We start from the raw sequence: 23,021 nt of genomic DNA, 5'->3' as shown, positions 1-23,021 counted from the left end.
TTCCGTAAAATTATCAGGAAATTGAAGATTTTACAGCTTGTTAGCATATGTGGCGCATCAATGTCTCAACGTTGCGACGGAGAATAACAATGCTGCAAAACTTCAAACGGGTCGATGCGCCGCAATCCGCCCCAATAAGCACCGCCCCGATGAGCGATCCACTGTCCGTCGCTGTTGATCTGCGCGATCATGAGGCGCTGGATCTGGTGCGCCATGCGTTACGCCACAAACAGGTGAAACTGGCCTATCAACCGGTCGTGCAGACCGCCAATCCTGATCAAATGGCATTTTATGAAGGTCTGTTGCGGGTGCATGATTCATCGGGCCGGGTGATTCCCGCCAAAAGTTTTATTGATGCCGTCGAAGACACCGAAATGGGGCGTATACTTGATGCGCTTGCTTTGGAAAAAGGGCTGGAGGTGTTGGCGGCTGAACCGGGGTTGCGGTTGGCGATCAACATGTCGGCCCGCTCGATCGCCTATCCGGGTTGGAAGCAGGTCTTGGATCGTGGGCTGCAAGATAACCCGACGGTGGGCGAACGGCTGATTCTGGAAATCACCGAACGTACGGCCATCACGATGCCAGATCTGGTGCAAGTTTTCATGGCTGAACTGCAGCAAAAGGGGATCAGCTTCGCGCTGGACGATTTTGGAGCGGGGTTCACTTCCTTTCGTTATCTCAGGGACTTCTACTTTGATATCCTGAAGATCGACGGCGAGTTCATCCGCGGTATCCACCAAAATGCCGACAACCAGATATTGACCGAAGCGATGCTGTCCCTCGCCCGACATTTTGACATGTTCACCGTTGCGGAAAGTGTCGAAAGCCATCTGGATGCGGCCTATCTTGCCTCGATTGGCGTGGACTGCATGCAGGGATTTTATTTTGGGGCGCCAACGATAAATCCCTATTGGCAGCGAGCGCCCTGACCGGCCTTCATTTTCCCGGACCGCTGACGGCGCGGGCGCGTGCGACTTGATTTTCTCTGCAATGCAGCACAGGATACGCGCAACATCGGATCTCTTCTTGCATAACCACGTTTCGCGATGGTTGGCACCGGGGATTTGTCAGTTTGGAGGAAAAGGAACCATCATGACCAACGTTGTAATCGTATCCGCCGCGCGGACTGCTGTCGGCAGCTTCTCGGGCTCTTTTGCCAACACGCCCGCTCACGATTTGGGGGCCGCTGTGCTTGAGGCCGTAGTCGCCCGCGCTGGTGTCGACAAAGGCGAGGTCGATGAAACCATTCTTGGGCAGGTTCTTCAGGCCGGTCAGGGCCAGAACCCCGCGCGCCAGGCGCATATCAATGCGGGCTTCCCCAAAGAAAGCTCTGCCTGGAGCATCAACCAGGTTTGTGGGTCGGGTTTGCGCACCGTCGCCCTTGGCGCCCAGCATGTGATGCTTGGCGACTCGGCGATTGTCGCCGCGGGCGGTCAGGAAAGCATGTCGCTCAGCACCCATGTCGCGCATCTGCGCGCGGGTCACAAAATGGGTGACATGAAGTTCATCGACTCGATGATCAAGGACGGCCTGTGGGATGCCTTCAATGGCTACCACATGGGGCAAACCGCCGAGAACGTCGCCCAGCAATGGCAAATCACCCGCGACATGCAGGACGAATTCGCTGTCGCCTCGCAAAACAAGGCAGAAGCGGCTCAGAAAGCCGGGAAATTCGCCGATGAAATCGTTCCGTTTGTTGTGAAGACCCGCAAGGGCGATATCGTCGTCGATCAAGACGAATACATCCGCCATGGCGCGACGATGGAAGCGATGCAAAAACTGCGTCCGGCCTTTACTAAAGACGGATCTGTGACCGCGGCCAACGCGTCGGGCATCAATGACGGCGCTGCCGCCGTATTACTGATGTCTGCAGAGGAAGCCGAGAAGCGCGGACTGGAACCGCTGGCGCGCATCGCGTCTTATGCCACCGCTGGGCTGGACCCGTCGATCATGGGTGTCGGACCGATCCACGCCTCGAAAAAGGCGCTGGCAAAAGCGGGCTGGAAAGCACAGGATCTTGATCTAGTGGAAGCCAACGAAGCCTTCGCCGCACAGGCCTGCGCTGTGAACAAAGACATGGAATGGGATAATGCCATCGTGAACGTGAATGGTGGCGCGATCGCAATTGGCCATCCCATCGGGGCTTCGGGCTGCCGTATTCTGAATACGCTTTTGTTCGAGATGAAGCGCCGCGATGCGAAGAAGGGTCTGGCAACACTTTGCATCGGCGGCGGCATGGGCGTGGCAATGTGCCTTGAGCGCCCATAAGCCTTCCGATTGAAGGAAAGAGAAGGCGCCTTCGGGCGCCTTTTTTATTTCCGTACTGTTGTGCAGCGAAAATAAACTCTGCATTGCGGCAAAAGTTTGCGCAATAATATTGCGCAGTGAGTGTATAAAAGATAACAGAGTTACGACACCTAGATTCTATAACGGAGGAATACATGGCTCGAGTTGCACTAGTCACCGGGGGATCGCGCGGCATTGGCGCGGCGATTTCAAAAGCCCTTAAAGCAGAAGGCTACAACGTAGCCGCCACTTATGCGGGCAATGACGAGAAGGCTGCGGCCTTTACGAAAGAGACCGGCATCAAGACATACAAATGGAACGTTGGCGACTACGAGGCATCGAAAAACGGGCTGGCGCAAGTCGAAGCCGACGTTGGGCCGATTGATGTTGTGGTCGCAAATGCTGGCATCACACGGGACGCTCCGTTTCACAAGATGACGCCAGAGCAATGGCAAGAGGTGATCGACACCAACCTGACCGGCGTGTTCAACACCGTTCACCCGATCTGGCCCGGCATGCGGGAACGCAAATTCGGACGGATCATTGTCATCAGTTCCGTCAACGGTCAGAAAGGTCAGTTTGCTCAGGTCAATTATGCAGCGACCAAAGCTGGCGATCTGGGGATCGTGAAGTCACTGGCGCAAGAGGGCGCGCGCGCTGGCATTACCGCAAACGCAATTTGCCCAGGCTATATCGCTACCGAAATGGTTATGGCAGTGCCCGAGAAGGTTCGCGAGTCGATCATCGCAGGTATTCCAGCGGGCCGGCTTGGTGAACCTGAAGAAATTGCACGTTGCGTGACTTTCTTGGCATCGGATGACGCGCAGTTCATCAATGGCTCGACCATCTCAGCCAATGGCGCGCAGTTCTTTTCCTGATCTGTCAGCAGAGAACCTGAAGGGACCGGCTATCGCAGCCGGTCCTTTTGCTTTTCAGGGGGGGGTGCGGTTGATGGTATGTGGTGAAGGGCGTATTCAGGTCAGCACTGAGGGCAGAATATGAACCGAAATCGAGCGACGCTGACAGGATTTCTTGCCGTCCTGCTTTGGTCACTGCTGGCCTTGTTCACAGTCGGATCTGCACCTGTACCGCCTTTCCAGCTAGCGGCGTTGACATTCCTGATTGGCGGCGGCCTTGGATTGGTCTGGATCGCAATAACAGGAGATCTGCGCCGCCTTACCCATGTCGGCTGGCGCGTGTACGCCTTCGGCACCCTTGGCTTGTTCGGCTATCACGCACTGTATTTCTCAGCCCTGCGCATGGCGCCAGCTGCCGAGGCGGGATTGATCGCATACCTTTGGCCACTCTTGATCGTTTTGTTCTCGGGCCTGTTGCCGGGTGAGCGGCTAAAACCCCTGCATATCGTCGGTGCGATAGTGTCGTTTGCTGGCGCGGCAATCATCGTCTTGGGTAGCTCGACCGGGATGAGCGCCGACGCGCTGCCCGGTTATGGGCTGGCTTTCCTATGCGCACTGACGTGGTCGGGGTATTCGGTTTTGTCGCGCAAGTTAGGGAATACGCCGACGGCCTCGGTCGTCGTTTTTTGCCTTTTGACAGCGGGGCTCGCTGCCTGCGCACATCTGATATGGGAAGAAACAGCTTGGCCGGTTGGTGCAATAGGCTGGGCCGCCGTTCTTGGTCTTGGGCTGGGTCCAGTCGGACTTGCGTTTTATGTGTGGGACATTGGGGTGAAGCGGGGCGATATCCAGCTTTTGGGCGTCGCCAGTTATGGCGCGCCGCTTTTGTCGACACTGGTCTTGATCCTTGCAGGTGTGGCAGAGCCACGCGTGTCACTGATCCTTGCCGGTGTTCTGATCACGGTTGGCGCGGCGATGGCCGCGCGGGCCAGTTCGGCACAAAGCGCAGGCAACTGACCCGGTCTGATAGGCCTTAGGCGGTTGCGAGACGCTCAATTTCTTCCTTGAGCAGGAGTTTCTGCTTCTTCAGCTCAGAAATCTCGTGGTCGCTGCTGCCGGGCGCCCGTTGGATCGCCTCGACCTTGTCAGAGAGAACCTCGTGTTTTCTCCGCAGCTCTTCAAGATGCGAACTCATGCTCATGGGCGTTCCTCCTCTGATGTAACTGGACAACCCGAGTGCACCACAAATTTTGCAGCTTGTCACGGGGTCGTTGCATCTGAATGGCGAAATTTCTCGATGAGTTTGCGATGTGCGTTTGGGCTAGGCCAACGACAACTCAGCGCCGGTTCGCAGTATCGCCGAGACCTCGGGCGTGTAATGGTCGCGGTCGGTTTCGTGCTTGATGCCTTCATGCAGGATCAGGGGAGCTGACAGTCTGAAGGCCCCTCGTGCCCCCTTGCGCGCTTGTACGATAACCAGCGATGCAGGTCGTCCGACACGAGGGCAAAGTGGCTTCACCACCGCTGCGCCCAACCGGTGATCCATCGCCGTCAACACTTCCGGCAACCGCTCGGCGTTTTGGATCAGTGTCAGGTACCCACCGGGGACAATCCGACGCGTCGCCTGATCAAGCCAGATGACCAGCGGCGTATCTTCGCCCAAGGCACCTTCGCGCCCAGCATCTGGGGATGCGGTGCCTCTGTCGCGTCGAAAATAGGGGGGGTTCATGATGACATGGTCGAACACTTCGTCACGCAGGGCGGCGGGCATGCTTGCCAGATCGCCAGTGTGCACGGTCAGGGGAATCTTATTATGCGCTGCATTTCGACGGGCCAAATCCGCATAATCCGGCTGCCGTTCCAGCCCAGCCAGCCGCAGACCTTTGATGCGTTGCCCAAGGCAAAGTGACGCGGCCCCCGCCCCGCATCCCAGTTCAAGAACCGATTGTCCGGGAGAGGCATTGACCGATGCAGCCAGAATAACCGGGTCGACACCCGCACGGTAGCCATTCATCGGTTGCGCCAGCGTTAACTGGCCGCCCAGAAAGGCATCTTTCGTCAATTCGGGGGCTGCCTGTGTCATTGTTTTAGCCTTCGTAGTCCACGCCATTGTCGCGCAAAATTGCGCGGGCCAGAAACAAATCCTTCTCAAGCACCATCAGGCGGCGGGGCAAAATTCCGATAGAACCTTCCAGCGCGCTCATATGGACGTCCATCGCAAAGCAGTTTATATCCTCGCCATCAAGAAGGGCTGTGACGAATGGGATCAAAGTTGGGTCTGTTGTCCGAAGAAGCTCTTTCATAGTTACGGACTTAATGGCAGGTCCGCGGCTTTGTCGAGCCGGATGACGGGCAAAGTGACGGGAAGGTGAACATGCTGATCGAAGCAGCACATAAACCACGCGAACGTTTGGGTGCACATCTTGCGGACGAGATGGCGGCTGTGAACGACCTGATTGGCCAGCGTATGGCCTCAAAAAATGCACCACGCATCCCAGAGGTCACCGCCCATCTGGTTGATGCTGGCGGCAAACGCCTGCGCCCGATGCTGACCTTGGCGGCCGCGAAACTTTGCGGATACGATGGGCCTTACCATATCCATCTGGCGGCAACGGTTGAGTTCATCCATACCGCCACGCTGTTGCATGATGATGTTGTCGATGAAAGCGGTCAGCGACGCGGTCGTCCGACGGCAAACCTTTTATGGGACAACAAATCCAGCGTTCTGGTTGGCGATTACCTTTTTTCGCGCAGCTTTCAACTGATGGTCGAAACCGGCAATCTGCGGGTTCTTGATATTCTGGCCAATGCCTCGGCGACGATTGCTGAGGGGGAAGTGCTGCAACTGACCGCGGCGCAGGATTTGGCGACTGACGAAGCGGTATACCTGCAAGTGGTACGCGGCAAGACGGCGGCTTTGTTTTCCGCTGCGACCGAAGTGGGTGGCGTGATTGCGGGTGCTGATGAAGCACAAGTCCAGGCGCTTTTTGAGTACGGCGATGCGCTGGGCGTATCATTTCAGATCGTTGACGACCTGTTGGACTTCACCGGTGGTGATGCCATTGGCAAAAACATCGGAGACGATTTTCGTGAACGCAAACTGACGCTGCCTCTGATCAAGGCCGTGGCCAAAGCCGACGATGAAGAACGCGCTTTCTGGTCGCGCACGATTGAAAAAGGCCGCCAGCATGACGGTGATCTTGATTTTGCGCTGGGTCTGTTGAAAAAACATGGCGCGCTTGATGACACGCGGTCGGACGCCATGGTTTGGGCGGACAAGGCAAAAGCAGCTCTGACGGTGCTGCCCGATGACCCGATCCGCGACATGTTGCATGATATTGCCGACTTCGTCGTGGCGCGGATCAGCTAAGGCGCGTGGGCTCCACCCACCAGTCAGGCTGCTGATCGGACAACAATCGGGCCGCGTTCTGCGCGGCCTGTTCTGTTTCAAACAACGCAAAGCACGTCGCCCCTGATCCAGACATCCGGGCAAGCCGGGCATCCGGCTGGGCTTTCAAGGTAGCGAGCACCTCTTCAATGATCGCTGCTTGCGCTATAGCCGGTGCTTCCAGATCATTGCGCTGAGCAGCCAACCAGTCGATGAAGGCCCGTGTCTTAAGGCCTTGCGGCACTCGTTTGGGCATCGGCGGGTTGGTTTTGTTGGGCAGCGCCTTGAACACGACAGGTGTTGGAACTTCTACGCCTGGGTTCGCAAGCACGGCAAACAGCGGCGGCAGGCCGGGACAGGGGATGACATCTTCCCCAATGCCGCGCATCCGCGCAGCTTGCCGAAGCAGACAGACACGCACATCAGCGCCCAGTTCGGTCACACCCTCAGGCAAGCGGGTGGTGCCAGTGACTTCGGCCAAAGCCAGAACCGTGGCGGCCGCATCCGAACTGCCCCCGCCAATCCCAGCCGAGGCGGGCAGGTGCTTGGACAGCACAATATGCACAGGTTCATTGAAAAGAGCGGCGGCGCGAACCACAAGATTTGTGTTGTCCGTTGGGACATTTTCAGCGCGCGGGCCGGTGACTTCGAATTTCGGCGTTGCGGCCGGCCTTACGGTCACGCGGTCGCCCACATCGGCAAACATCACCAGACTATCGAGCAGATGATAGCCATCTTTGCGCTGACCGGTCACATGCAACGTCACATTCACTTTTGCCGGCGCAAAAACTTTACAGATGGTCATTCGGACTTGGTAAGAGGGTCGGCCCCTTCCTCTTCCAGAACGACATCCAGTCCGACCTCAAGCTTGCGGCGAACGCGATCCGGCTTCAATTCCTCAAGATCGGTATCGTCTGTGACAAAGCTCAGGGCGCGGCTCCATTGGAACCTGGCCTCGCGCTTGCGTCCAACGGCCCAATAGGTGTCGCCCAGATGGTCGTTTAAGATCGGATCGACCGGCATCAGTTCGACCGCCCGTTCCATGTTCTGAACCGCATCATCATAGCGCCCCAGCCGGAATTGCACCCACCCCAGGCTGTCGACGATGTAGCCGCTGTCAGGCCGCGCCGCGACTGCGCGTTCGATCATGTTCAGCGCTTCATCCAGATTTTCCCGACGTTCGACATAGGTATAGCCGAGATAGTTCAACACGTTTGGTTCTTCGGGGCTGAGTTCCAGCGCTTTACGGAAATCGGACTCTGCGGCGGGCCATTCATCGATTTTCGTCAACGCGATGGCACGTTGGAAATAGGTGGCCCATTGCCCCGGCAAGTCCTCGGAAAATGCCTCGATCGCAAGGTCATAAGCTGCACGGGCGTCTTCGAAGCGGTTCTGCTGCATCAACGTATCGCCAAGCGCGACCCGAAACCGAAGTGTGTCCGGGAAGGCATCGGCCAGCGCGCTGAGTTCTGCAATCGCCTCTTCAAACTTTTCGGACCGGCGCAATACATCTGTGCGCCCCAATGCGGCCTCTTGATACAGCAGGCTGTCGTCCGGTACGCGCCCATAAGCTTCAACCGCAAGGCCGTGGCGTTCCATCCGTTCAAGCAGGCGCGCGGACAACAGAATTGTCGCGGCGTTGTCGGGGTTCAAATGTTCGGCAAGCCGACTGAAGATAAGCGCGATTGTTGGGTCCGCATCTGCGCTTCGGCTTTCAGAGACGGCGAACAGAAGTTCGGCAATACCGTCATTGGGCGAAACAATGCCGGTGAAGGGCAAAACTTCGCCCGCTTCAAGCTTGGCAACAAAGTCGCTGACTTCCGGGTCGACCCGACCAGTGTCGTTGGCGTTCAAAAGTTCTAAGGCGTCATCGTGGCGGTCAAGTTGGCTCAGCACCTCTGCATAGGCCAAAATACCGCCGCGGTTCAGGTGCAGGTCACCTTCGGCGCCGCTGAAGATGTTTGCGGCACCCTCGAAATCGCCGACATGTGCCAGTGCCAGCGCCTTTTGGAACTGCGCAAAGGCACGGCTGTTTTCGTCCTTCGATAACTCGTCGAACACCTCAAGCGCCTGCGACATGCGGCCTTGGCCCAAGCTGGCCCAGGCGATGATCATTTGGTCAACCATCCCCGCGATCGAGACGCCACTGTCCAACAGCGCGGTTGCTTCGTCCCAGTTTTCCTTGGCCAAGGCGTCGCCCAGAAGAACAAGGCCTGCCAGTTGGTTGTCGGGGCTGACCGACGCCAAGCGCTGTGCAATCGGCAGGGCCTTGTCGACCTCACCCAATGCGGTATGTGCGACAACCAAACCTTCCAGAATGTCGGTGCGGTCTGGGTTCTCGATCAGGGCCCGCGTTCCATATTCGACGACCTTGGCGAAATCGCCGGACAGATCCGCCTGACGCGCTGCAAGATAGGCCCCCGCTGCCGCATCAGCTCGCGCAACCTCTGGGACGAAACCGGAAAGGCACGAGGCCGCGATCATAGCAGCGATGAGCTGGCGGGAGGCTGGAAATCTGAGGGGCAGCACGGGCAACTCTCTTGTTAGATGGCGTCGCAATCAGACGCGTTGGTTTGGAACCTAATCGGCAAGTTACCTGAAAACAATGAGGGGCAGCACATGGCCACCCCTCACAATTACGTTTTTTACCAAATGAACCTTACATGTTCGGGTAATTCGGCCCGTCGCCGCCCTGCGGGACGGTCCAATTGATGTTCTGGCTTGGATCTTTGATATCGCAGGTTTTGCAGTGCACGCAGTTTTGGAAGTTGATGACAAAGCGCGCGTCTTTCCCGTCTTCTTCAACCACCTCATAAACGCCAGCGGGGCAGTAACGCTGCGCGGGTTCGTCGAATTCGGGCAGGTTAACTTTGATCGGCAGATCCGGGTCGGACAGCTTCAGGTGGCATGGTTGGCTTTCTTCGTGGTTGGTCGCCGCGAAGGCCACGTTGGTCAGGCGGTCAAACGACAGTTTGCCATCAGGCTTGGGATAATCGATGACCGGGAAATCCGCGGCTTTGCCGGTGGCCTGCGCATCGTTCTTGCCATGTTTTACGGTGCCGAAGGGCGAAAAGCCCAACAGGGACTGAACCCACATGTCGAAACCGCCCAGCATCAATGATGCGGTCAGGCCAAACTTCGACCAGAGCGGCTTCACGTTGCGCACTTTCTTCAGGTCCTTGGCGATCATGCCGGTGCGCAGTTCTTCTTCGTAGTCGCTAAGTTCGTCACCGGTGCGACCCGCCTTGATGGCTTTCACGGCGGCATCAGCGGCCGCGATACCTGACAACATGGCGTTGTGGTTGCCCTTGATGCGCGGCACGTTCACGAGGCCAACCGAACAGCCCAAAAGTGCACCACCGGGGAACGAGGCTTTCGGCATCGACTGATACCCGCCCTCGGAAATGGCGCGCGCGCCATAAGCCACGCGTTTGCCGCCCTCAAGCAGCTTCGCGATCTCGGGGTGATGCTTGAAGCGCTGGAATTCCATGTAAGGGTAAACGTGGGGGTTGCGATAGTTCAGATGCACCACAAAGCCCACGTAAACCTGATTATTTTCAAGGTGATAGATGAAAGATCCGCCGCCGGCGTTCTTCCCCAAAGGCCAGCCCATCGTGTGGGTCACAGTGCCCTCGTGGTGCTTTTCCGGGTTGATCTCCCAAATCTCTTTCATGCCAAGGCCGAATTTCGGCGCATCGCGGCCTGCTTGCAGGTCATATTTGGCGATGATCTCTTTCGCCAACGACCCGCGAACACCTTCCGAGATGAAGACGTATTTGCCGTGCAACTCCATCCCCGGTTCGGTGTTGGGGCCATAGGATCCGTCGGGTTCCAATCCAAAAACGCCTGCGACGACACCTTTGACCTCGCCATTGTCGCCATAGACGAGTTCAGAGCATGCCATGCCGGGGAAAATCTCGACGCCCAGTTCTTCGGCTTGCTCTGCCATCCAGCGGCAGACATTTGCCATCGAGACGATATAGTTGCCGTGGTTGTTCATTAACGGCGGCATAGGCCAATTCGGCACACGCAGGTGGCCAGCCGGGCCAAGCACAAGGAAGTTGTCTTTCTTAACCGGCACGTTGATTGGCGCGCCTTTGTCTTTCCAATCAGGGATCAACTTGTCCAGACCGCTTGTGTCCAAGACCGCGCCGGACAGGATATGCGCCCCGACCTCAGAGCCTTTCTCCAGCACGACCACGTTCAGATCTGCATCTTGCTGCTTCAGGCGGATCGCGGCAGACAGGCCTGCGGGGCCTGCGCCCACGATGACCACATCGTATTCCATGCTTTCGCGTTCAATGTCGCTCATTTTCTTTTCCCCGGATGGTCCGTTTCGCAAGATCGTTAGCTTGGCATATCGCGCGGGTCAATCAGGACACTGCGTTACAAGGCGGTCAAGCGCGTGTTTTTCGGCCATTTTTTGGTTGTTTGCGCTGACATGGCGTTTCGGCGAGGTCATGCCATTGTGGGGGCCTTCAGGGAAATAATGCCGTTGCAAATCGTGCGGGTTTGCTAGATTTTCGGTGCAACCGGGTACTTTGCCCGATGTTGCGTCATCGTGACACTGTGAAAATTACGCCGATGTGGCAACGCGCATTGGCCTTGGAAGAACGAATAGGTTTGATGGATAAGATACCGCTGACGCGCGCGGGCCACACTGCGCTGAACGATGAATTGAAAATCCTCAAGTCCGAGGAACGTCCGGCGATCATTCGTGCAATTGCCGAAGCCCGTGAGCATGGCGATCTGTCTGAAAACGCCGAATACCATTCTGCCCGTGAAAAGCAGAGCTTCATCGAAGGCCGCATCAAAGAGCTTGAAGGCGTTTTGTCCTTGGCCGAGGTGATCGACCCGGCAAACCTGAAAGGCGCCGTGAAGTTCTCGGCAACCGTCACCATCGTTGACGAAGATACGGATGAAGAGAAGACCTATCAGATCGTCGGTGAGCCGGAGGCAGATATTGAGAACGGTAAGCTCAACATCAAATCGCCGCTGGCGCGTGGGCTGATCGGTAAAGAAGAAGGCGACAGCGTCGAAGTGCGCACGCCCGGCGGTGAAAAGGCTTACGAGATCCTGAAGATCGAATGGATCTGACGCCGCGTGGGTCGGACAAGAGGAACAGGATGAGCGACAAGGCGAAAAACGGACCAGCAAGCCTGGGCACAGGGCGCAGCAGAGCGCTTCACGCTCAGGTTCCATCGCTGAGCGCGGGAGAAGTCATTGGCCTTTTACTGTCTGGCCTTTGGCTGGCCGGCTGCATTCTGTTCTTCATGGTTCTGGGCTTTGGAAAAAGCGACGATGCTGGCCTTGCCGGCCCGTTGCAGTTCCTGATGACGCTTGTTGCGGTCATAATGCCAGTCGCGGTTATCTGGGTGGCTGTCGCGGCCCTTCGATCTGCGCGGATCATGCGCGAAGAAAGTGTGCGGTTGAGCGCTGCCATAGACGCCATGCGGTCTGCCTATATCCAACAGCAACAGGGCTTTACCGGCACGCCTGCGCAGGCTTCGAAAGTCGAGCAGAAGTTGGACGAGATCGCGCAGGTCAGTCGCAAAACCGAAACCGCATTGGCGACGTTCACGTCCATTCGTCCGGGTTTGCCGACTTTGGCCAACCCAACGCCGTCGAACCCCAGCCCTGCAATTTTGCCGGATGCAGGCGGAGAGGTTACCGCCGATCAGACCAGCCTTGCACTGGGCACACCGGTCGAGGACCTGAACCCGCCGCTGTCGGTAGAGGATTTCATTCGTGCCCTGCATTTCCCGGAAACGGCTGATGATGCGGATGGCTTCCGGGCCCTGCGGCGTGCGCTTGATGACCGTCAGGTGGCTGGATTGGTGCAGGCCTCGCAAGACGTTCTGACCCTTTTGTCGCAAGACGGTATTTATATGGACGATCTGCGCCCGGATCGCGCGCGTCCTGAAATCTGGCGCAAATTTGCAGCCGGCGAACGGGGGCGCAGCGTGGCTGCATTGGGCGGGGTGCGCGACCGGTCATCTTTGGCCCTGACCGCTGGCCGGATGAAGCAGGACCCGATTTTCCGGGATGCCGCACACCACTTTCTGCGTCGGTTCGACCAGACCTTCGCCGGATTTGAGAAGAACGCATCGGATGCGGATATTGCTGCACTTGCAGACACCCGCACCGCGCGTGCTTTCATGCTGCTGGGTCGGGTGACTGGTACGTTTGATTAGGGGCTGCGCCCGCGCATTGACGCCGCCCCGGCCAGGTATCCCAAGACCGCAATCCCCGCGCTGATCATTATGAACCGCGAGATCGCTTGCACCGTCAGACCCCAAAAGCTGACGCTGAGTCCAAAGGTGGCGATCATTGCCAATGTGGCACCACCCACCAACCAGATTGTCGGCTTCAAACTGTCGCGGCGACGCCCCAACCAAACCCGTTTTAGGGCGTGGACCATGCGGCTCATGTCAGCCTGCATTGCCACCAGCGAGGGCACAACAAGCAAGACAAGGATCATGCCAAAGCCCAACCCATAGGTCAGTGTGATGACGGTGGGTTTCAAGAACTGCGCTTGCCGGGACGATTCATAAAGCAATGGGCCAAGCCCAAGAACCGTCGTCATCGTGGTCAGCATCACCGGCCGCAGCCGGTCTGCGGCCCCGTCGATGATGGCCGGCACCAATCCGCGCTCGCGTGCGTATTCGTCGATGGTGGTGACCAGCACGATTGAATCGTTGATGATGATCCCTGTCATTCCGATCAACCCAACAACCGAAAACATAGACAGCGGCACATCCCACTGGACGTGCCCAAAAATGGCGCCCACCAACCCGAACGGAATGATTGCCATAACGACAAGCGGGCGAGTCCAGCTTGAGAATATCCAAGCCAACGTCAGGAAGATACCGAGCAGCACAAGGATCAATCCGGTCTTTGCGTCGGCCAGAAACTCCTGCTGTTGTTCCGCGAGCCCGCCCAGTTGGAAGGCGATGCCAAATTCCTCGGCCAGTTCTGGCAGGATCTCGGTTCCAATGGTGCGCTGGATTTCCTCGGCGCGCGCGGCATCGTTTTCGTCGATGTCGCCGGTGACATTCACCAAGCGGATGCCATTTTCGCGCTGAACACTTGCAAACCCGGTGCGCGCGCGAACAGACACAAGGTCAGCGAGGTTCACATATGCACCACTTTCGGTGCGCAATTGCGTACGTTCCAAAAAGTCTGATGTCAGCTCTGTTTCTGGAAGTTGAACACGGATTTCTGCCGACCGCGTGCCATCGGGATAGCTCGCGGCTTCAATTCCGTTCAGGCGGTTGCGCAGCACGCGACCCAGCCCGTCAATTGTGAAGCCAAGCGCTTGACCTTGTGCCGTAAGATCAAGGATGAGCTCTTCTTTGTCATAAGACAGGCTGTCTTCCAGTGCCGAGACTTCTGGAAAGGCCGACAGACGTGTTCTGAAGGTTTCCGACGCCGCCTTCAGCTGCTCGGACGTTGCGCCATAAAGCTCGACATCCAGACTGTCGCCGCCCGGACCATAGCGGTTGCCGCGGAACGACAGCACCTCAAGCAGCGGATGGTTTTCGACGGCATCCTGCAACGCACCGACGAATGCAAACGCGCTGTAGGGTCGTAGGTCGGCATCTATCAATTCGACTGAAACTGAACCAAGCAGGTCGTTGTCTTTGCTGTCCACGCCGGACAAGCCCCGCCCGGCGTTGCCACCAATCTGGGCCAAGGCATGAACCACCGGATTGCGACCGTGCTTTTCTTCAAAAACGGCGGCTGTTTGTTCCACGGCCTCTTGCACCAGCCTCATCATATCAAGCGTGTCGTCTTTGCTTGCGCCCGACACCATGGCGAAATTGCCTGTGACAGACGACCGTTCGGGTGCGTTGAAAAACCGGAACGTCAAGTCGCCCCGGATAAAGATGGACGCCTGGCTGGCGAGGATCAGAAGGGTCAATGCGATGACCGGATAGCGGGCTTTGATGACCAAGCCCATCAAAGGGCGGAAAGCTTTGTCGCGGAAGATCCGAAACCCTTTGTTCACTTGTCGTGATGGCCAGTCGTACCAATGTTCCTTTGCGGTGTGGGTCAACGCATGGGCCATGTGGTGAGGCAGGATCAGGAAGCATTCGATCAGCGACGCCGCCAAAACGACAATCACTGTAAAAGGAATGTCGGCAATCATGTCGCCAAACCGCCCCCCGATCGCGGTCAGGCCGAAAAACGCGATCACGGTTGTCAGGGTGGCCGAGAAAACCGGGGGAAACATCCGTTTCGCGGCGTTTTCAGCGGCCTCAACCGGGCCTTCGCCCAGGCGGCGTGCTCGAAAATCCGCATGTTCGCCAACGACGATTGCGTCATCGACGACAATCCCCAGCGTGATGATCAAAGCGAATAGCGAGATCATGTTGAGCGTCAGCCCCGACATATACATCAGAAATATCGCGGTCGTCATGGCGACCGGAATGCCAGCCGCCACCCAAAGCGCGGTGCGGGCATTCAGGAACAAAAATAGCAACAGCAGCACGAGTGTCAGCCCTTGTAGACCGTTCTCCATCAGCATGTTAATTCGGGCGGTGATCAGGTCAGAGCGCGTGCGTACAAGCGAGATTTTAACGCCCTCAGGCAGTGTTGTCAGAAGTTCGGCGCGCACCTCTTCGACGATTTCCTGCATGCGGATCGCGTCGCCTTGGGCCGATCGCGATACGTTCAGCGCAATCGCTGCATCGTTGCCCACGAAGTAAGACCTGTCGCGGTCCACGCCTTCGACTTTCACTTGCGCGACCGTGCCGATGGTCAGTTTTGAGCCATCAGGGTTTGACCTCAGAACAATCGCCTCGATCTGGTCAGCGCTGCGTTTGGCAATGCCTGTGCGTACGCGCGCAGCGCCCGAGGCCACGTCGCCCGCCGGGTCGGCGGCAACCTCACCGGCGATCGCTTCGGCAATCTGGGCCATCGTTACGTCATGCTCGATCAGGGAGAGCGATGTGACCTCGATGATCGTTCGGGGGGCGACAAAACCGCGAATGCCCGTGCGCGTCACGCCCTGTTCGAACAGCCGAATGATCATCTCGTCGGCGAACCGCCCAAGTTGCTCGATCCCGACCGGACCAGAGATCACAACATCGGTTACGCTGTCGCGCCACGCGCCACGCCGAACCTGCGGGGTGTCTGCGTCTTCCGGTAGATCTGAAAGCTCGTCAACTGCTGTCTGAACGTCGTCGGCTGCGCGGGCAACATCCCAGCCCGGTTCGAACTCCAGCGTGATGCTGGCGCTGCCTTCGAAGGATCGCGAACTGACGCTTTCCACACCGTCGACCGCCAGCAGCGCGGGTTCCATGATCCGAACGATTGCTTCGTCAACGTCTTCCGCCCCGGCCCCTTGCCAAGAGGTCTGGACCGAAACACTTTCGATCACCACATCAGGGAAGAACTGTGCCCGCATCCGGGGATAGGCAAACAAGCCAAGCGCGATCAGGACCACCAACAGAAGGTTCGCGACCGTGGCATGGCGCGTAAAATAGGACAGAAGGTACAGACCACGTCCCATGCGCTAGTTCCCCATCCGCTGTTCCAGCCGCGCGAGCGTTTCGGCTGGCAAGGATCCGGTGTCCAACTGAGCAAGGATGCGATTGCGGGCTTCCTCAGGCATGCGTTTGTTGCTTTCCACGAATGTACGCAAAAGCGCGACGCGGTCGGCGTCAAGTGTGACCATCTCGGCTTTTGGTTCGGGGGCGATGCCCTCGCCGTCGCGCACCGCGCGGATGCGAATGCCAGCGCCAAGGGCCGGGGTGCGTTCGGATACCACCTCGCGCCCTTCAAGTGCCGTCGCGCGTATGATCACGTCGTTGCCCTGGCGGCGCAACAGTTCGACCTTGGCGCTGGTCAGGCGGTCTTCGGGGCCAAGCACCAGGACTTCGTTTTGCGCGCTCAGCGCCGAGGCGGGTAACAGAACAGTGCCTTCCAACGGCGGCTCTGCCACGATCACGGTGACGAAATCACCGGGGCGCATGCCCGGGGCCGGTTCGAGCGTGGCAAAGATCTGGCGCCCGGTCTGACCTTCTCCCACATCGGCGCTTTCGCGGTCGATGCGCCCGGTCGTGGTCAGGTTCACGCCGGTAGCGTCAAGTTGGATGGTGACATCGGTGTTGGTCAGCGTGCCGTCAGATCCCAGAAGTCGGGCATATTGCGCGGCAGAGACGCGAAACCGCACCTCGAGCGCCGTCGGGTCAATGATCCGTCCAATTTTTTCATTGGCGGTGACGACGCCACCGCGAAGAACAGTCACGTCGGTTAGAATCCCGCTGATTTCGGCAGAAATCTGTGTTTCCTCAAGGCGGCGCTGGGCCTCGTCCAACTGGATTTTGCTCCGCCGTAATGCCGCGTCTGCGGTCGAGACGCGGGCTTGGGCGGTGATGGCGGATTGCCGTTTTGCCAACACAGCCTGCTGCGCGGCCGACGCAGCAAGGGCAGCGGTTTCCACAGCCGCTTCGGTGCCAACGCCGCGCTGCACAAGGTCGCGTTGCCGTGTCAGGGCTGCTTCGCGCAAATCGGCCTGCCGGGTTGCATTGGTCAGATCATCGCCAGCCAGTTCCAAAGCCGCGCGGGCGTCGCGCAATTCCGCTTCTGCCTGTGTGACATCTGTTTCGGCCAGTTCCCTTGCAAACTCAAAATCTGTTGGGTCGATGCGCAGGAGTTGATCGCCTTCGCGCACTGCACCGCCGGTTTCGAAGTTCGGTGCAATCTCGGTAATGGTGCCACCTGTTAAGGCCCGCACGTCAAGCGCGCGGCGCGCAGCAAGTTCGCCATAGGCCGTGAGCACTGGCGTCAGGGTTTGCGCTTGGATGGTGATGACATTGGCAGAAAACACCCGTTCGCGGGCCGTGGGTTCAGCATTGTCGCGTTCTGCGCGGGCTTTGAACGCCGAGTTCACCATGCCCGCCGCCATGGCCAGCAACCCAAGAGTTGCGGCCAGAAGGAACAGCCCGATCAGGCTACGGCCCAGAAAACGCATGTTGCTACTCCACCACTTAACGCCACAACATCCTGTCTTGCTATGCCTTTGCAAGCAAGCGGCGTGTGGTCACAGTTTCGGCACGTCGAAGGTGTGCGTATTCAATACGCTTAATACGGATAAGTGGATCATTTCCGTCGCTTGTGTTCGTCCAGACGCGGAAAAATCTCGACAAAATTGCACGGCATGTGGCGATAATCGAGCTGGTGGACCAGAATATCGTCCCACGCGTCTTTGCACGCGCCGGGGCTTCCGGGGAGGGCAAACAGATAGGTTCCATTGGCGACACCGCCGGTGGCGCGGCTTTGCACGGCCGAGGTGCCGATCTTGTTCATCGAGATAATGGTGAACACGGTGCCAAAAGCTTCAATCTCTTTTTCATAGACATCGCGATGCGCCTCGACCGAAACATCGCGTCCGGTCAAACCAGTGCCACCAGTAGAGATCACCACGTCGATTTCGGGGTCCAGCGACCACGCGCGCAGGTGGTCTGCGATCTCGCCACGTTCATCGGGGCAGATCATGCGGTCAGCCAGAATGTGACCGGCTTGTTCCAGCCGCTCCACCAGCGTGTCACCAGAGCGGTCCTGATCCATTTCGCGCGTGTCCGAAATTGTCAGCACGGCGATACGGACCGGGATGAAGTCACGCGCGGCGGCAGCTTGTGGTGTGATGTGCGACATCGTTTGATCCTAGTCTAGTGAAATCCAGTTTGGTGTTGGTCCAAGGTTAAGAACCTTCGTTGTTCCCAGCCGACCTTGCTCGCCCCAAGCGTCGTGAATATGCCCACACAGAAGCCAGTTTGGCGACAGGCGTAAAGTCGCATCCCGAACAGCTACTGATCCCAATGAACCAAGGTCCTGATGAACATCCGCAACGCCTTTAGGCGGCGAATGTGATAACAAGACATCGGCATCGGCAATGGGGTCGAGCAAGGTTTCGGCGTCCTCTTCCCTCAGATCGAAGGAGACCCATGCCAATGGGGGCAATGGCGGGATTGCGGCACCGATGCCAGCGATTTTCACATCAGCAACCGTTACGGTATCGCCATGCAGGATGTGGATACCTGTGTCGCGCAGTGCTGCGCGCAATTCTGCGTCAGTTTCATTGTTGCCGGGAACAAAAACCGCCTTCTCGCCCCACTGGGCAAACTGCGCGACATAATCTGCCAAGCCAACACGGCGTTGCGCAAAATCTCCGACACCTAACACCAAGTCGGCATCTGTTGCGGCTTCAAGAAGTAGGTCTGCTGCGCGCTGATCCAGATGCAGATCTGAAAAAGCCAGAATCTTCATGCCTGCTCTCGCAGCTTTGCCTGTATTTCTAACAGGTCGGCCCAAGCCTCGCGCTTGGCCGCTGGGTTTCTGAGCAAATAAGCCGGGTGGGTCATCGGCATGACCGGTTTCCCCCAGCCCTGATCCCAGTTACCACGCATGCGCAAGATACCCTTGCGGCCCAGCACGGCCTGACAGGGCGTATTTCCCATCAGAACCAACAGTTCAGGGGCAACCAACTGCACGTGTCGCTCAAGAAACGGGATCATCATCGCGATTTCGTCAGGGGTCGGGTCGCGGTTGCTGGGCGGGCGCCACGGCATCACATTGGTGATATAGATCGCGTCTTTCGACAAGGGCGCATCACGCCCCATTCCGATGGCGGCAAACATCTTGTCAAGAAGCTGCCCCGCCCGACCAACAAAGGGCTTACCCTCGATATCCTCGTCACGGCCCGGGGCTTCGCCGATGATCATCACGCGGGCGGCTGGGTTGCCGTCAGCGATCACCGTGTTGCGAGCACCGCGTTTCAATTCACACCCGTCAAAATCCGTGATGGCGGCCTTCAACGCATCCAGATCGCGCGCTGCAGCGGCGATCTGTTTTGCCACTGCAACATGGTCACGACGGGGGGCGGCGGGTGGCTTTGCGGCGTGTACCGGGCTGGGCCCTTCCGGGGCGGCTTTTGCCGGTTTCGGCGGCGTTGGGTCAAGCGCATAGCGGTCAACAGGCGCATCGCCGATCGCGTCCACCGCGCCCAGCTCGATATGCCATTCCAGAAGCGCCTTCGCGCTGTGCCAGTCTTGTGCCGATTCCATGTGCATAAGCCTATTCGTGGCCGACGCGAAGGTAAACGCCTGTCGCAGCTTGATCTCGGGGATGGACGAAGCCTTCGCCCGATCTTATAAGCGCTTGGAAACAGGACGGAGGCCCGTATGACATTCCGCCAGCGACATCTTCTGGGGATCGAACCGCTTCACCCTGAAGAGATCAAATCCGTTCTTGATCTTGCAGACAGTTACGTGGACTTGAACCGGTCGGCGCAGAAGCGGTCTGATGTGTTGGCGGGTCTGACGCAGATCAACATGTTTTTCGAAAATTCGACCCGCACGCAGGCCTCGTTCGAGATCGCGGGCAAGCGACTGGGCGCGGATGTGATGAACATGGCGATGCAGGCGTCCTCGATCAAAAAGGGCGAAACGCTGATTGACACCGCGCTGACCCTGAATGCGATGCACCCGGACTTGCTGGTGGTGCGTCATCCCCATTCCGGCGCGGTGAACTTGCTGGCCGAAAAGGTGAACTGCGCGGTTCTGAACGCGGGCGACGGCAAGCACGAACATCCGACGCAGGCGTTGCTCGATGCGCTGACGATCCGGCGCGAGAAAGGCCGGTTGCATCGTCTGACCATCGCGATCTGCGGCGATATTGCCCACAGCCGCGTGGCGCGGTCGAACCTGATCCTTCTGGGCAAGATGGAAAACCGCGTGCGCCTTGTCGGGCCGCCAACTTTGATGCCGTCGCAGATCGACCAATTCGGGGTTGAGGTCTATGACGACATGGAAGAAGGTCTGAAAGATGCCGATGTGGTCATGATGCTGCGTCTTCAGCGGGAACGTATGGATGGCGGCTTTATCCCCTCGGAGCGCGAATACTATCACCGTTATGGGCTGGACGCCGAAAAGCTGGCGCATGCCAAAGATGACGCTATCGTCATGCACCCCGGCCCAATGAACCGCGGGGTCGAGATTGACGGCACCATCGCCGACGACATCAACCGATCCGTTATTCAGGAACAGGTCGAAATGGGCGTCGCGGTGCGAATGGCTGCGATGGACCTTCTGGCGCGAAATCTGCGTGCAGAACGCGCTGCCCAACCGGAGGGTGTGTATGTCTGAGATGCAGCTGGAGCCTCGTCTGGAAGACCAGACCGGCCCGGACCTTGAGCCCGGCGAGCGGCTGATCGAGAGTTTTTCAGGCAACCTGAAGACCTATGTGAAAGAGCATGTTCTGCTTGCCGCGCTGGGCGCAGTCATCATGTCAGGCGTCCTCATGTATATGGGTAACCCGCATGCGTGGACCGGCATTGTAGGGTCCATTGCTGCCATCGCTGTGCGGGGCTTTTATGTGGCGCGCGAACAACTCGGGTTCACGTGGTACCTGACCAACCGGCGACTGATTGGCCCGGGCGAACGCTCTATACTGTTGGGCAATATTGCCAAGGTGAACACCATCTTCTCGGCCGCACAGGTCGTGACGACTACGGGCGACAAATACATGATGAAATATCAGGCCGACACCAAGGCCACCCAAGCCGCGATTGACCGAGCTCGGGGCGTAGCGGGAGCCACGGCATGACCACAACTTTCACAAACGCCCGCCTGATTGACCCCGAAGCCGGCACCGATGAGATCAGCAGCCTGACCATCGAGGACGGTGTTATTGCCAGCGTGAACGGCGGTGAAACCGGAACCGTGATCGACTGTGGCGGCAAATGTCTGGCCCCCGGCATTGTGGATATCGGCGTGAAGATCGGCGAGCCGGGCGAACGGCACAAGGAAAGTTTTCGCAGCGCGGGCCTTGCGGCGGCAGCCGGCGGGGTCACCACGATGGTCATCCGCCCGGACACACTGCCGGCCGTGGACACACCAGAAACCCTGGCCTTCGTCGCGCGCCGCGCCTCGCAGGCCGCACCTGTCAATGTGCATTCCATGGCCGCGCTGACCAAAGGCCGCGAAGGTCGCGAGATGGTCGAGATGGGGTTCATGCTGGATGCAGGCGCCGTCGCGTTCACCGATTGTGATCATGTGGTCACCGACAACAAGGTCTATTCCCGCGCGATGACCTATGCGCGCAGCCTTGGCGCGCTGATCATCGGCCATCCGCAAGATCCCAATATGTCGAAGGGGGCTGCTGTAACCTCGGGCAAGTTTGCCAGTCTGCGCGGCTTGCCAGCGGTCAGTCCGATGGCCGAGCGGATGGCATTGGAACGCGATTTGGCGCTGGTCGAGATGACGGGCGTCGCCTATCACGCGGACAATCTGTCGACCGCCCATGCGCTGCCTGCGTTGCAGCGCGCCAAGACCGCGGGGCTGAATGTGTCCGCCGGGGTTAACATTCACCATCTGACGCTGAACGAATTAGACGTGGGCGACTATCGCACCTTCTTCAAGGTCAAACCGCCGTTGCGCAGCGAAGATGACCGGCTGGCCATGGTCGAGGCTGTGGCGACCGGGCTGATCGACATCATCTCGTCCATGCACACCCCGCAGGATGAAGAAAGCAAGCGCCTGCCGTTTGAAGAGGCCGCATCAGGCGCAGTTGCCCTTGAAACACTTTTGCCTGCTGCCATGCGGTTGGTCCATGCGGAGCTGATCGATTTACCGACGCTTTGGCGCGCGCTGTCGCTGAACCCGGCGCGTCGTTTCGGTTTGCCCGGTGGCGAGCTGTCGCAAGGCGCACCCGCCGATCTGGTTCTGTTCGATCCAAATGCGCCCTTCGTGCTGGACCGGTTCGAACTGAACTCGAAATCCAAAAACACGCCGTTTGACGGCGCGCGGATGGAGGGTCGCGTGTTGGGCACATGGGTTGGCGGTGATCGCGTGTTTGGAGGCTACGATGCCTGAGCTGGTTACGTCGCTTCCCGTCCTCCTGTTGGTCGCCCTTTTGGGCTATCTTCTCGGCTCGATCCCCTTTGGCATCGTCATGGCGCGGCTGTTCGGGCTAGGTGACCTGCGCCAGATCGGATCTGGCAATATTGGTGCCACCAATGTTCTGCGCACAGGAAACAAACCCGCAGCCCTGCTGACGCTTCTGGGGGACGCGGGCAAGGGCGGGGCCGCCGTGCTTCTGGCACGTGCTCTGGTTGGCGAAGATGCGGCACAGCTCGCTGGTTTCGCTGCCTTTCTAGGCCATTGCTTCCCGGTATTTCTGGGCTTCAAAGGGGGTAAAGGGGTCGCCACATGGCTGGGTACGATGCTGGCCTTAGCGTGGCCCGTCGGGTTGGCGGCCTGTGCGGCGTGGCTTGTTTTCGCACTTGGGTTCCGCATCTCATCGCTTGCGGCCCTTGCGGCGGCAGCTTTGTCCCCCATCATGGCGGCTTTGCTGGGGTTTCCCGGCTTCGTGGCCCTGTCGATCGCGCTTGCGTTGTTGATTTTCGCCCGCCATCGCGCAAACATTGAGCGACTGATCGCCGGGGACGAACCTCGCATCGGAGCAAAAAAGTAACCTGAACA

At 58.4% G+C, this 23,021-nt stretch carries 22 protein-coding genes; 11 read left to right on the top strand and 11 right to left on the bottom strand.

The window, feature by feature from the left end; genetic code table 11:
• Positions 1–89: 89 nt before the first annotated feature.
• From K3556_RS13405 to K3556_RS13390, 4 genes are all read left to right on the top strand, one after another.
• The gene (locus K3556_RS13405) at positions 90–929 is read left to right on the top strand and encodes an EAL domain-containing protein (protein ID WP_409557754.1); all 840 of its coding nucleotides are present in this window, start codon (positions 90–92) and stop codon (positions 927–929) included.
• Between the two features lie 163 nt (positions 930–1,092).
• Positions 1,093–2,268 carry an acetyl-CoA C-acetyltransferase gene (locus tag K3556_RS13400; RefSeq protein WP_260517272.1) on the top strand — a complete coding sequence of 392 codons (1,176 nt, stop codon included), beginning with the start codon at positions 1,093–1,095 and terminating at the stop codon, positions 2,266–2,268.
• 173 nt (positions 2,269–2,441) lie between these two features.
• Positions 2,442–3,164, top strand: coding sequence for an acetoacetyl-CoA reductase (phbB, locus tag K3556_RS13395; protein WP_260517271.1), 723 nt, complete (start codon positions 2,442–2,444; stop codon positions 3,162–3,164).
• 120 nt (positions 3,165–3,284) lie between these two features.
• Entirely contained in the window at positions 3,285–4,160 is an 876-nt protein-coding gene (locus K3556_RS13390) for a DMT family transporter (RefSeq protein ID WP_260517270.1), read from the top strand.
• 16 nt (positions 4,161–4,176) lie between these two features.
• Here the strand turns inward: K3556_RS13390 and K3556_RS13385 are convergent, their stop codons facing one another.
• The 3 genes from K3556_RS13385 to K3556_RS13375 form a co-directional block, all read right to left on the bottom strand.
• Positions 4,177–4,344: a DUF465 domain-containing protein gene (locus K3556_RS13385; RefSeq protein WP_260517269.1), complete on the bottom strand. Its 168-nt coding sequence runs from the start codon at positions 4,342–4,344 to the stop codon at positions 4,177–4,179.
• A 120-nt stretch (positions 4,345–4,464) separates the two neighbouring features.
• A complete protein-coding gene (locus tag K3556_RS13380; protein WP_260517268.1) occupies positions 4,465–5,226 on the bottom strand; it encodes a tRNA1(Val) (adenine(37)-N6)-methyltransferase in 762 nt (253 codons plus the stop codon).
• A gap of 4 nt (positions 5,227–5,230) precedes the next feature.
• The gene (locus K3556_RS13375) at positions 5,231–5,446 is read right to left on the bottom strand and encodes a DUF2007 domain-containing protein (RefSeq protein WP_260517267.1); all 216 of its coding nucleotides are present in this window, start codon (positions 5,444–5,446) and stop codon (positions 5,231–5,233) included.
• Positions 5,447–5,517: 71 nt separating this feature from the next.
• Between K3556_RS13375 and K3556_RS13370 the strand changes: the two genes are divergently transcribed.
• Entirely contained in the window at positions 5,518–6,513 is a 996-nt protein-coding gene (locus K3556_RS13370; RefSeq protein WP_260517266.1) for a polyprenyl synthetase family protein, read from the top strand.
• On the opposite strand, the gene K3556_RS13365 is transcribed toward K3556_RS13370, so the two are convergent.
• The 3 genes from K3556_RS13365 to K3556_RS13355 all read right to left on the bottom strand — a co-directional run bounded on the left by K3556_RS13365 (position 6,506) and on the right by K3556_RS13355 (position 10,843).
• Positions 6,506–7,330: a 4-(cytidine 5'-diphospho)-2-C-methyl-D-erythritol kinase gene (locus K3556_RS13365; RefSeq protein ID WP_260519262.1), complete on the bottom strand. Its 825-nt coding sequence runs from the start codon at positions 7,328–7,330 to the stop codon at positions 6,506–6,508. The genes K3556_RS13370 and K3556_RS13365 overlap by 8 nt on opposite strands.
• A gap of 2 nt (positions 7,331–7,332) precedes the next feature.
• Positions 7,333–9,015 (bottom strand): tetratricopeptide repeat protein, encoded by a 1,683-nt coding sequence (locus K3556_RS13360; RefSeq protein ID WP_260517265.1) that lies wholly within the window; start codon positions 9,013–9,015, stop codon positions 7,333–7,335.
• Positions 9,016–9,190: 175 nt separating this feature from the next.
• A complete protein-coding gene (locus K3556_RS13355; protein ID WP_260517264.1) occupies positions 9,191–10,843 on the bottom strand; it encodes an electron transfer flavoprotein-ubiquinone oxidoreductase in 1,653 nt (550 codons plus the stop codon).
• A gap of 314 nt (positions 10,844–11,157) precedes the next feature.
• Here K3556_RS13355 and greA point away from each other — a divergent pair, with 314 nt between their 5' ends.
• Entirely contained in the window at positions 11,158–11,628 is a 471-nt protein-coding gene (gene greA, locus K3556_RS13350) for a transcription elongation factor GreA (protein ID WP_260519261.1), read from the top strand.
• A 29-nt stretch (positions 11,629–11,657) separates the two neighbouring features.
• Complete coding sequence (locus K3556_RS13345; protein ID WP_260517263.1) at positions 11,658–12,725, top strand: hypothetical protein; 1,068 nt, start codon at positions 11,658–11,660, stop codon at positions 12,723–12,725.
• On the opposite strand, the gene K3556_RS13340 is transcribed toward K3556_RS13345, so the two are convergent.
• The 5 genes from K3556_RS13340 to K3556_RS13320 form a co-directional block, all read right to left on the bottom strand.
• The gene (locus K3556_RS13340; RefSeq protein WP_260517262.1) at positions 12,722–16,048 is read right to left on the bottom strand and encodes an efflux RND transporter permease subunit; all 3,327 of its coding nucleotides are present in this window, start codon (positions 16,046–16,048) and stop codon (positions 12,722–12,724) included. The genes K3556_RS13345 and K3556_RS13340 overlap by 4 nt on opposite strands.
• Before the next feature lie 3 nt (positions 16,049–16,051).
• Entirely contained in the window at positions 16,052–17,512 is a 1,461-nt protein-coding gene (locus K3556_RS13335) for an efflux RND transporter periplasmic adaptor subunit (RefSeq protein ID WP_260517261.1), read from the bottom strand.
• Between the two features lie 128 nt (positions 17,513–17,640).
• On the bottom strand, positions 17,641–18,195 hold the full coding sequence (gene moaB, locus K3556_RS13330) for a molybdenum cofactor biosynthesis protein B (protein ID WP_260517260.1): 555 nt from the start codon (positions 18,193–18,195) through the stop codon (positions 17,641–17,643).
• A 9-nt stretch (positions 18,196–18,204) separates the two neighbouring features.
• Positions 18,205–18,807: a metallophosphoesterase gene (locus K3556_RS13325; RefSeq protein ID WP_260517259.1), complete on the bottom strand. Its 603-nt coding sequence runs from the start codon at positions 18,805–18,807 to the stop codon at positions 18,205–18,207.
• Positions 18,804–19,604, bottom strand: coding sequence for a uracil-DNA glycosylase (locus tag K3556_RS13320; protein ID WP_260517258.1), 801 nt, complete (start codon positions 19,602–19,604; stop codon positions 18,804–18,806). The genes K3556_RS13325 and K3556_RS13320 overlap by 4 nt, the downstream gene beginning before the upstream one ends.
• A gap of 117 nt (positions 19,605–19,721) precedes the next feature.
• On the opposite strand from K3556_RS13320, the gene K3556_RS13315 reads away from it, so the two are divergent.
• Genes K3556_RS13315 through plsY form a run of 4 tightly spaced genes read left to right on the top strand, consistent with a single transcriptional unit; the run spans position 19,722 to position 23,013 of the window.
• The gene (locus tag K3556_RS13315; RefSeq protein WP_260517257.1) at positions 19,722–20,684 is read left to right on the top strand and encodes an aspartate carbamoyltransferase catalytic subunit; all 963 of its coding nucleotides are present in this window, start codon (positions 19,722–19,724) and stop codon (positions 20,682–20,684) included.
• Positions 20,677–21,144, top strand: a complete 468-nt coding sequence (locus K3556_RS13310; protein ID WP_260517256.1) for a hypothetical protein — start codon at positions 20,677–20,679, stop codon at positions 21,142–21,144. The genes K3556_RS13315 and K3556_RS13310 overlap by 8 nt, the downstream gene beginning before the upstream one ends.
• Positions 21,141–22,412 (top strand): dihydroorotase, encoded by a 1,272-nt coding sequence (gene pyrC / locus K3556_RS13305; RefSeq protein ID WP_260517255.1) that lies wholly within the window; start codon positions 21,141–21,143, stop codon positions 22,410–22,412. The genes K3556_RS13310 and pyrC overlap by 4 nt, the downstream gene beginning before the upstream one ends.
• Complete coding sequence (plsY, locus tag K3556_RS13300; RefSeq protein WP_260517254.1) at positions 22,405–23,013, top strand: glycerol-3-phosphate 1-O-acyltransferase PlsY; 609 nt, start codon at positions 22,405–22,407, stop codon at positions 23,011–23,013. Before pyrC ends, plsY begins: the two co-directional genes overlap by 8 nt.
• Positions 23,014–23,021 lie beyond the last annotated feature (8 nt).

It is taken from the genome of Aliiroseovarius sp. M344 (genome assembly GCF_025140835.1).
Lineage (GTDB): Bacteria > Pseudomonadota > Alphaproteobacteria > Rhodobacterales > Rhodobacteraceae > Aliiroseovarius.
Note: the sequence above shows the minus strand (reverse complement) of the source record. Positions and strands in the feature narration are given on the sequence as shown.

Excerpts from the sequence above, each read along its gene's own strand:
- pyrC (WP_260517255.1), top strand. The coding sequence starts at position 21,141 with ATGACCACAACTTTCACAAACGCCCGCCTGATTGACCCCGAAGCCGGC.
- K3556_RS13370 (WP_260517266.1), top strand. The coding sequence starts at position 5,518 with ATGCTGATCGAAGCAGCACATAAACCACGCGAACGTTTGGGTGCACAT.
- phbB (WP_260517271.1), top strand. The coding sequence starts at position 2,442 with ATGGCTCGAGTTGCACTAGTCACCGGGGGATCGCGCGGCATTGGCGCG.
- K3556_RS13345 (WP_260517263.1), top strand. The coding sequence starts at position 11,658 with ATGAGCGACAAGGCGAAAAACGGACCAGCAAGCCTGGGCACAGGGCGC.
- K3556_RS13320 (WP_260517258.1), bottom strand. The coding sequence starts at position 19,604 with ATGGAATCGGCACAAGACTGGCACAGCGCGAAGGCGCTTCTGGAATGG.
- greA (WP_260519261.1), top strand. The coding sequence starts at position 11,158 with ATGGATAAGATACCGCTGACGCGCGCGGGCCACACTGCGCTGAACGAT.
- K3556_RS13335 (WP_260517261.1), bottom strand. The coding sequence starts at position 17,512 with ATGCGTTTTCTGGGCCGTAGCCTGATCGGGCTGTTCCTTCTGGCCGCA.
- K3556_RS13340 (WP_260517262.1), bottom strand. The coding sequence starts at position 16,048 with ATGGGACGTGGTCTGTACCTTCTGTCCTATTTTACGCGCCATGCCACG.
- K3556_RS13400 (WP_260517272.1), top strand. The coding sequence starts at position 1,093 with ATGACCAACGTTGTAATCGTATCCGCCGCGCGGACTGCTGTCGGCAGC.
- moaB (WP_260517260.1), bottom strand. The coding sequence starts at position 18,195 with ATGTCGCACATCACACCACAAGCTGCCGCCGCGCGTGACTTCATCCCG.
- K3556_RS13375 (WP_260517267.1), bottom strand. The coding sequence starts at position 5,446 with ATGAAAGAGCTTCTTCGGACAACAGACCCAACTTTGATCCCATTCGTC.
- K3556_RS13405 (WP_409557754.1), top strand. The coding sequence starts at position 90 with ATGCTGCAAAACTTCAAACGGGTCGATGCGCCGCAATCCGCCCCAATA.
- K3556_RS13385 (WP_260517269.1), bottom strand. The coding sequence starts at position 4,344 with ATGAGCATGAGTTCGCATCTTGAAGAGCTGCGGAGAAAACACGAGGTT.
- K3556_RS13380 (WP_260517268.1), bottom strand. The coding sequence starts at position 5,226 with ATGACACAGGCAGCCCCCGAATTGACGAAAGATGCCTTTCTGGGCGGC.
- K3556_RS13325 (WP_260517259.1), bottom strand. The coding sequence starts at position 18,807 with ATGAAGATTCTGGCTTTTTCAGATCTGCATCTGGATCAGCGCGCAGCA.
- K3556_RS13355 (WP_260517264.1), bottom strand. The coding sequence starts at position 10,843 with ATGAGCGACATTGAACGCGAAAGCATGGAATACGATGTGGTCATCGTG.
- plsY (WP_260517254.1), top strand. The coding sequence starts at position 22,405 with ATGCCTGAGCTGGTTACGTCGCTTCCCGTCCTCCTGTTGGTCGCCCTT.
- K3556_RS13390 (WP_260517270.1), top strand. The coding sequence starts at position 3,285 with ATGAACCGAAATCGAGCGACGCTGACAGGATTTCTTGCCGTCCTGCTT.
- K3556_RS13310 (WP_260517256.1), top strand. The coding sequence starts at position 20,677 with ATGTCTGAGATGCAGCTGGAGCCTCGTCTGGAAGACCAGACCGGCCCG.
- K3556_RS13315 (WP_260517257.1), top strand. The coding sequence starts at position 19,722 with ATGACATTCCGCCAGCGACATCTTCTGGGGATCGAACCGCTTCACCCT.
- K3556_RS13360 (WP_260517265.1), bottom strand. The coding sequence starts at position 9,015 with ATGATCGCGGCCTCGTGCCTTTCCGGTTTCGTCCCAGAGGTTGCGCGA.